Annotated in this window: 6 protein-coding genes; 1 reads left to right on the top strand and 5 read right to left on the bottom strand. The window is 40.4% G+C overall.

Translation table 11 applies throughout. From position 1 onward, the window contains the following. The 5 genes from PHQ93_RS10475 to PHQ93_RS10455 form a co-directional block, all read right to left on the bottom strand. Positions 1-768: nidogen-like domain-containing protein (locus tag PHQ93_RS10475; RefSeq protein ID WP_299944145.1), on the bottom strand; the 768-nt coding region annotated here is incomplete at its 3' end. A 120-nt stretch (positions 769-888) separates the two neighbouring features. Beyond that, positions 889-1,128 (bottom strand): hypothetical protein, encoded by a 240-nt coding sequence (locus PHQ93_RS10470; protein WP_299944142.1) that lies wholly within the window; start codon positions 1,126-1,128, stop codon positions 889-891. Positions 1,129-1,142: 14 nt separating this feature from the next. Beyond that, positions 1,143-2,165, bottom strand: coding sequence for a hypothetical protein (locus tag PHQ93_RS10465; RefSeq protein WP_299944139.1), 1,023 nt, complete (start codon positions 2,163-2,165; stop codon positions 1,143-1,145). Between the two features lie 112 nt (positions 2,166-2,277). Beyond that, entirely contained in the window at positions 2,278-2,400 is a 123-nt protein-coding gene (locus PHQ93_RS10460; protein WP_299944136.1) for a hypothetical protein, read from the bottom strand. A 246-nt stretch (positions 2,401-2,646) separates the two neighbouring features. Continuing rightward, entirely contained in the window at positions 2,647-4,530 is a 1,884-nt protein-coding gene (locus PHQ93_RS10455; protein ID WP_299944133.1) for an MBOAT family protein, read from the bottom strand. 222 nt (positions 4,531-4,752) lie between these two features. Here PHQ93_RS10455 and PHQ93_RS10450 point away from each other — a divergent pair. After that, positions 4,753-8,994 (top strand): DUF4214 domain-containing protein (locus PHQ93_RS10450; protein ID WP_299944130.1); only part of this gene is annotated, 4,242 nt, incomplete at its 3' end.

Here is an 8,994-nt window from a genome sequence, read left to right as displayed (position 1 = left end):
AAGCTCAGTTCCATTTACTATGTCGTCACTGTTTTCAAATCCCATACCGGTAACACTTCCGCCGTTTACATGGTATGTCCAAATACCTGCTTCCCCAGCTCCGGCTAAAACATTACTTTCCAAATTAAGCATAAAATTTTGATCTCCGGAGAAGTAAAACTCATAATAGTTTAACCCGTCACCTGCAGAAAAACCAGCTCTTGCTACAGTTCCGCCAAGACCGTCAACTCCACCGCTTGCATCACCTGTAACCCAGTTTATATCCTCATATCTGTAAACTATGTCAAAGTTGCCGTTTCCGGTAGAAATAAGTTGAAGTTGAAAAGCATTAAGTTTATCTGTATGTGAGCCATAGTATCCAACATCATCCCAAGTTACGGTAAATGTATTTGTTGTAGTATCTATGTCATACCAAGTTAAGTTAGACCCCATAGAATTTCCGCCGCTCGTAGGAGTAACAAAACCGCCACTGATAGTAGAGCTATAGTTACTGTCTCGAGTATCTACATCTCCCCAAAACGGAGCAATAATAGGATCAGAAAAACTACCTCCGATAGATGTAGGTGTAAATGAATAAAGTCCGCTGCCAAATGTAATATTTCCGTTGTTGTTTACATATAAACCTGTCCATGTAGTACCAAAAAAATTTATCCCGCTTGGAAATATGGAACTCAAATCTATAAATGAAGTATAACTATCATCATTCCTTGCCAGATAATTTTCACCAAAACCAACATCGCCACCAAGATTATTTACTAAAGCTGCCATTTAATGTCCTTTGTTATTGTGTATTGTTAGTTTATTGTAATTAAACTTAAACTTTTATATTATTAATTTAAACTAATATATTATCAAAATATCTAATTTATTTCGTCATTGCTCACCTCGTCATTGCGAACGCAGTGAAGCAATCTGCTCTTTTGCGCGGCAACCCCTCTCTCTGTCATTGCTCACCTCGTCATTGCGAACGCAGTGAAGCAATCTGCTCTTTTGTGCGGCAATCCTTCTCTCCGTCATTGCGAACGCAGCGAAGCAATCTGCTCTTTTGCGCGGCAACCCCTCTCTCTTTATCTTCTCTGTCATTGAGATTGCCACGGCTAAAGCCTCGCAATGACAAGCATCCGTCATTGCGACCCTCTCTGTCATTGCGAACGCAGTGAAGCAATCCCTCTCTTGCTCTTTTGCGCGGCAACCCACTCCACAAACTCCTCATCCGCCTCCAAAAGCTTCTCTATTTTTTTTGTATGCACAACTCTTGCTTCATCGGTTAAATGATAGTCGGTGTTAAACATCATATCTCTCTCATACATAAATTCATAAGGATTTCCCAGAAATTTCACGCCGATTTTACTCATTTTCTCTCTCAACCCATTATAAAACTCTCTCTGTTTTTCATCATTTTTATAAAATTCATCCTCCATCATAGAAGGCGGCAAGATTATCAGTTTTGCTCCCTTTTTTTCCAAATACGCAGCATACTTCTCTATCCATTCAAGTGACGCTTTATTTACTCCGCTGTCACCATATCGTCTTGGCAACTCTTTGAGTGTAGCTTCCATATCTCTGCTCCATTGCAAGGCATCGCTCTTGGAAGTTCTTATCTGATTACCGTCTTCATCAACATTTGCATACCCGTAAGGACCTATCATTATTTTCTCTGTGCCTTTTGCTAAAAAACCGTCATATATTCGTCTAAATTCTGTCATAAAAAGCATAAAAAATTTCTCTTTTACTCCAAGTTCCCAAAAAAATGATCTATCCCTAGCCCATATCTGGTCTATCATCTGCGCTCCGGCTACTCCGTCATAATTGTAAAAGCTATACTCAAAAGGTGCCAAAACAAGATCCCCTTTTTGAACTATCTCTCTGCTTTTTAACAATACATAAGGGAGCATAAGTCCTGCATTTACCCCGCCGTTGATGCTTCTAACCATAAAATGCTCTTCCAACGCTTTTGAGTCAATCCCAAAAAGTGCACTAGATCCGCCGATTATAACGATTCGTCCCTCATTAGCAGCTTTTTTACTTGCCTCTTTTTTTATCTCATAAACATCTGCCACCCATTGTGACGAAGTTGTATATCTTCCGCTTTGCAGCCAAATAGCTGTTATCCACAAAAGAGATAAAACAAAAAATCCGCCAAATATACCTAAAAAAAATCTCATATTTATCCCTTTTTGTTCTTACAGTCTTTTCGTCATTGCGAATAACTTCGTCATTGCGAACGCAGTGAAGCAATCTCTCTCTTTCTCTTTCTCGTCATTGCGACCCTTCCCGTCATTGCAAGCGAAGCGAAGCAATCTCTCTCTTTCTCGTCATTGAGATTGCCACGGCTGAAGCCTCGCAATTACAACAACCGTCATCGCGACCCTCTCCGTCATTGCGAACGCAGTGAAGCAATCTCTCTCTTGCTCTTTCTCGTCATTGAGATTGCCACGGCTAAAGCCTCGCAATGACAGTTGTTCGTCATCGCAATCCTTCTCGTCATTGCGAACGCAGCGAAGCAATCCATCTTCCTCTCTCAGATTGCCACGGCTAAAGCCTCGCAATGACAACAACCGTCATCGCGACCCTCTCCGTCATTGCGAACGCAGCGAAGCAATCTGCTCTTTTGTGTAGCAATCTCTCTCTTTCATAAAACAACCATCAAAACACAAAATAAACAAAACTTCTTGATGGCTCATCCATCATCATTTTAAAAGCCAAAAACAGCACCGCACCTACTAAAAGCCCATCCATAATTCCAAGCTTCTTTTCCGTCATTGCGACCCTCTCCGTCATTGCGACCCTCTCCGTCATTGCGAGCGAAGCGCGGCAATCCATCCCATATTCCACAATTTCAGCGGCACTTTTGCCAAAAAAGATTACCGTATATCCAAGCGCCAACATCCACCAACCATCAAACAGTGCAATATTTTTATCAAACAAAAACAGCTTCTTATAAAATTCTATCGCCGCTTCAAAACTCTCACTTCTAAACAAAACCCAAAGAAGCGTAACAGTCGTAAAAGTTATCATAAAACCACCTGCTTTTACAATCAACTCCGTCATTGTGACTTTTTCGTCATCGTAATCCTTCCCCTCATTGCGACCCTCTCCGTCATTGCGACCCTTTTCGTCATTGCGAACGCAGCGAAGCAATCCATCTTCCTCTCTCAGATTGCCACGGCTAAAGCCTCGCAATGACAGTTGTTCGTCATCGTAATCCTTCCCCTCATTGCGACCCTCTCCGTCATTGCGACCCTTTTCGTCGCGAACGCAGTGAAGCAATCCATCTCTCTTTCTCTCCCCGAAAAACCATCTAAAAAGATGGTTTATCCACAAAGCCGCCCCATGTAAAAATCCCCATGCCACAAAACTCCAAGCACTACCGTGCCAAACCCCTATAAGAGTCATCGCAACTAAGATAGCAAACCCTTGTTTAAGCTTTCCATGTCTATTTCCGCCAAGCGGAATATATAGGTAGTCTCTGACAAATTCGGATAAAGTTATATGCCATTTTCTCCAAAACTCTATCATTGAAGTAGCTTTATACGGATTTTTAAAGTTCAGCGGCAGATATATCCCAAACAAAAGCCCGACCCCTACGGCCATATCCGCATAACCGCTAAAGTCAAAATATATCTGCATCCCATAAGCCAAAAGTCCACTCCAAGCCTCAAAAAACCCGACTCCAGCACTGCTATCAAAAACTCTGTCGGCTATTTTTGCAGCGCTGTCTGCAAAAACCGTTTTTTTAAAAAGCCCAATAGAAAAAAACATAACGCCCATAGCTATTTTGCTTTTTCTAAAACTATTTTCTGCTAGTTGCGGCATAAACTGTGCAGGACGAACGATAGGACCAGCTATCATATGCGGAAAAAATGTTACAAAAAGGATGTACTCTAAGAAGTTAGTTGCTCTAAACTCTTTTCTATATATATCAATATGGTAAGCAAGTTGATGAAATGTAAAAAAGCTAATCCCCAACGCCGACAAAACACTAAAACCTGCTATATATTTCGAAGCGCCCAAAAGAGCCAAGTTAAAAATAATAGCTGTGACTAAAAGAGCTTTCGCGTCATTGAGATTGCCACGGCTAAAGCCTCGCAATGACCACTTCTCGTCATTGCGAGCGCAGCGCGGCAATCTTTCGTCATTGCGACCCACCTCGTCATTGCGAGCGCAGTGAAGCAATCTGCTCTTTTGTGCGGCAATCTCTTTCTTTTGCTCTGTCATTGAGATTGCCACGGCTGAAGCCTCGCAATGACCACTTCTCGTCATTGCGAGCGCAGCGCGGCAATCTTTCGTCATTGCGAGCGCAGCGCGGCAATCTACCGCTCTTTGCAACCTCATACCAAGTAAAAAATTCACAATCACACTAAAAAGAAGCAGAGGCAAATGTATAGCATCAAGCGTCGCATAAAATCCAAGCGAAACCAAAATCAAAAACAGATTTGCCGCTCTGATGTTTGATTTTTGTAAAACATACCACACGCCAAACACCGTAGGCAAAAACAAAAAGATAAATCCAAAACTGTTAAAAAGCATTAAAGCACCGTTCTCTTTTTTCTAAAAATTATATAACATGTTTGGTTAAACTATTAATTAGTATATTAGCATAAACAAAACTAATCAGATATGAAAACAAAATTCAAAAACATCGCATTACTCTTGACTTTTAAGCTTTTAGTGTAATATAATCCGTCTCAGGTGTTGTATGCATACATTTTTAAACAATACTAGATTATAAAAAATAAAAAAGGAGTAACTATGGCAGTTACAAGACAACAAGTTGCAGAATTATATGTTGCGACATTTAACAGAGCGCCGGACGCGGCAGGTTTAGATTACTGGGTAAATGTTTCGGGTTTAACTATTGAAGGAATTGCTCAAAGTTTTTTTGATCAACCAGAAACTCAAGCTCTTTATCCAGAAGGTAATACAAACACTCAGTTTGTAACTTCTATCTATACAAACTTATTTAACCGTGTTCCAGATACTGATGGTTTAGCTTATTGGGTAGCGGAACTTAATAATGCTACTATGACTCGTTCTGTAATGATTGAAGCTATGAAGAATGGTGCACTAGGCTCTGACGCTGTAATTATTGCAAATAAAACAGAAGTAGCTCTTTACTATGCAGATACACTTGGATTAGAAGGCACAGATTTTTCTCTTGCTTCGGTAACTACAGACACAGCTACAGTTTATGCTGCTAAATTAAGTGCTAATGCTGAGTCTGCATTTACACTAACAAACAGTGTAGATGTTGCTACTGCAAATACATTTAACTCGGCTCCTGCATACACTCCAGGAGGTGATAACTTTATCAACACTCTTCAAAATGAAGATGTGTTAACTGGTATTGGCATAGAAACTACTCTAAACGCTACTCTTGGATCTGTAAATGACGGCGCGGAAAGTATGATATCTCCAGTGTTAAACAATATCAATACTGTAAATCTTGGCATAACTGGCAATATTTCAGGTATGGATTTTCAAGATACTACGGGAATGACTACGCTGAATATTAATAGAGTTATTGCAGACAATGCTGACATTGTGATGTATGATCTTCAAGACGGTGTAAATGCACTATCTGTAACTAATGCTACAAGAGATGGTTCCCTGGAATTTAACTATGCAGAAGGTGCATTAGAAGGTACTAATGACGGAGTGACTTTAACATTAGACAATGTTCGTCAAAATCTTATTGCTATTTCTCAAGGCAGTGGTAATATTAATGACGACGCTTTTGAAGATGAAGGTTATAGTTTTGAATCGGTTACCGTTAATGTAACTGGCTCAACAAACCTTGATAAAATGATAATTGCGGCAAATGACGAAGAACAAAGAGCGTCATTGGAAGCTGGCAATGAAAAAGTAACTCAAGCAATTACTATTAACGCTGTTAGTAATCTTGAAATCAATAATCTTGTGGCAAACGGTGCAGAATCAATCACGATCAATGCAACGGGAGATGTTGTATTAACAGCAAACGAGAGAACAAATGCTGATGAAAACATTAACTACGGTTTGGATTATGAGCTTGACGCAGCAGTTGTAGCCGCTGAGCTTGAGACAATGACAATTACAGGTTCAGGCAAAGTAACGATCAACGATATCTCTACAGACAACACTGCAGGTGTAGTAATTGACGGTTCTGCAATGACTGGAATTCTTGCAATTAGCTTGGGTGATGCAGATATCCTTGAGAATAGTGACTCATTACTTAGCTCAGGTTCAGGAAACGATGAGATTTTACTTGCCGCTTTCAATGATCAAGATCCTACAAGCACAGAAGAAGTAGATGCAGTAGCTATGTCGGTTACAACTAATGCCGGTAATGACCGTATTATTGTAGGTGCTGATATGAACGGCGCAATTGATTCTGGTGCAGGTTCTGATAGAATCGATGTTCTTGGTTCAATGTCAGGTACTTTAACAACTGGAGACGGTGTTGATACAATCAATATCCATGGAACTTTGAGCGGTGTAACAACGACTGGTGAAGGTGCAGATACTCTAAATGTTGATGAAGATATTACGGCAAGTGTTAACACAGGTTCAGGTGCTGATACAGTAAATGTTACTGGTGATATCAATGCAGATATGGACACAGGTTTGGCTGATGATGTTGCAGCAGACGGTGATACTGTCAATGCGGTAAACCTTAACAATGCGAACCTTGTGACAGGTGCAGGTGCAGATGTAATCACTTTAACTGGTGATATTACAAATAACACCGACGCTTCAACAACGGTAAATACAGGTTCTGAAGATGATACTTTAACGGTTTCCGGCAATCTAGATTCAAATGTTTCTGTTATGACAGAAGATGGTAATGATGTTGTTTCTTTTGGAGGAACTACTGCAGGTACAATCTCAACTGCTGATGGTGATGACACGGTAACAATCGCTGGCGACGTAACGGGTGCTATTGATTTGGGTACAGGTGTTGATACGCTGACTATCGGTACTGCACTTATTTCTGCAAACCTTGATGCAGCAGTAACAGCTGGTTCAGATGCTGAAACTGACAATGCTGATGGATTAGATACGGTAACTGTACACGGTGACATGTTGGGTCATGCGTCAATTACGACTCAAGCTGGCGACGATGTTGTAACAGTTGGAAATCTATTGACTGCTGATGCTGATTATGTCGGAAACACTGATGTTACGACTGAAAGTGATGCAGATACGATAAATGCTAAAGGAGCAGACAAAACAGCTGATAACTCAAATGTCGACGTAACCGTAGCTGCTACGATCGTAACAGGCGAAGGAAATGATACTGTTACGGCGCTATCTTTAAGTTCTGCAGCACAGTTCAATGACAATGTTGTTTTAAACGATGAAAATAACGATGATACTGTTACTGTAGTCGGAGCACTTATCGACACTGGTGCAGGCGATGACCATGTTTACCTTACTCAAAATAAAATTGCAACTGAATACAGTTTTACAGTAACAATTAATGGTGTGGATTTTACGTCTACTGGTCTAAGCACTGGTGAAACTGAAGATGCATTGGATGCATTGATTGATGCTTCAGGAATAGCTGGAGTTTCAAGTGATCAAGTGAGCCCAACAACTGGGTATTTTGAAGTCACTGTACCTACGGGAATGTCAATATCTCTTGCTGGCGGAACTTTAAATTTAATAAGTTCAAGTGCTGAAAGTGATGTATATGCTATTAATCTTCAGGAAACAAATCCAACATCATTTGAAAATTACGGGGATTCTACTTTAATTGCTGAAAATGCATTGGTTTCTACTGGAAATGATAATGATACTGTGGTTGCAGAGATTACAGGTGGTGTTATCCTTGAAGCGGACAATGCAAAAGCAGGAGTTTATTCAGCGGTAGAAAATGACACGCTAGGTGCTAAAATTGATCTTGGTGAAGGTGATGATAGTTTAACGTTTAACGACAGCGTTGTAGATGACTCTGAAACCCTTGTTGTAGATGCAGGTGCTGTGATTGATGGTGGAGCTGGTAGCGATACATTGAATATCAACACGACTGATACAGTTGATGTTGTTAAATCAACTACTTACGAAATCGGCAGTGAATTCAATGGTAACTTATATGTTCAGCAAGATACAGCGGTTGGAGCAACACCAAATGGTGGTACAGATGCAATCGCAGGTTATGGACAAGGCGGTTCAATCACAGGTGTTGAAACCATCAACCTTACAGTCAATGATGCAGTTGCAGACAACAGCGGTGATTTAATCTTGGATGTTCAGCAAGTTGATAGTGCATTGACAACGTTGAACCTTACAAGCCTTGAAACTCGCCATGCAAATGCTGATATTCATCCAATCGACTATTCAGTTGAGACATCTACGTCAACTACTATAAATGGCGCTCCTGTTGAAACAACAACAACAATTATCACGACAGGTGTTGATGTTAATGTAGAACAAGGTTTATCTGCAGGTGATGTGAATACATTTGAAGTTGTAAACTTCCGCAGTGATGTTGCCCTTTCACTTTCGGCGAACGAAGTAACCGGTTTGGTAGAAGAAGCAGCAACTGCTGACGCAACACATGTTAATCATGTAAATGATATAGATCCGGATGCTGATTTAAATCCTGTTGATTACACAGCGATGCATGCGACTGACGATTGTGAAATCGATGTTAATGTAGCTGTAAACATGGATGCTCAAAATACTCTTTTTGATCAAAACCTAGCAGCAAATATCGATGAAAATCGTAGTTTTGCAATCAATTTGGAAGCAGGATCTAATGACAGTAACTATGATGTTGCTCTTAGCTCTGAAACTACATTAGTTGAATTTGGTGTTGGTGAAAGTGGCGATACAACGAGCGATGAGATTGACAGTCGTGATGCTCGTGATATCGTGATTAATGTGAACACGCAAGCTTCTCACTTGATTGACTTAACAAATACTTTTGGAAATGTTGCAGATAGTGTTTACCAGGTATTTGGAGAAGATGCTGATACGCTAGAATACTATTACATTGACACAGTTGAA

The sequence above is a fragment of the Sulfurimonas sp. genome, assembly GCF_028714975.1.
GTDB lineage: Bacteria > Campylobacterota > Campylobacteria > Campylobacterales > Sulfurimonadaceae > Sulfurimonas.
Note: the sequence above shows the minus strand (reverse complement) of the source record. Positions and strands in the feature narration are given on the sequence as shown.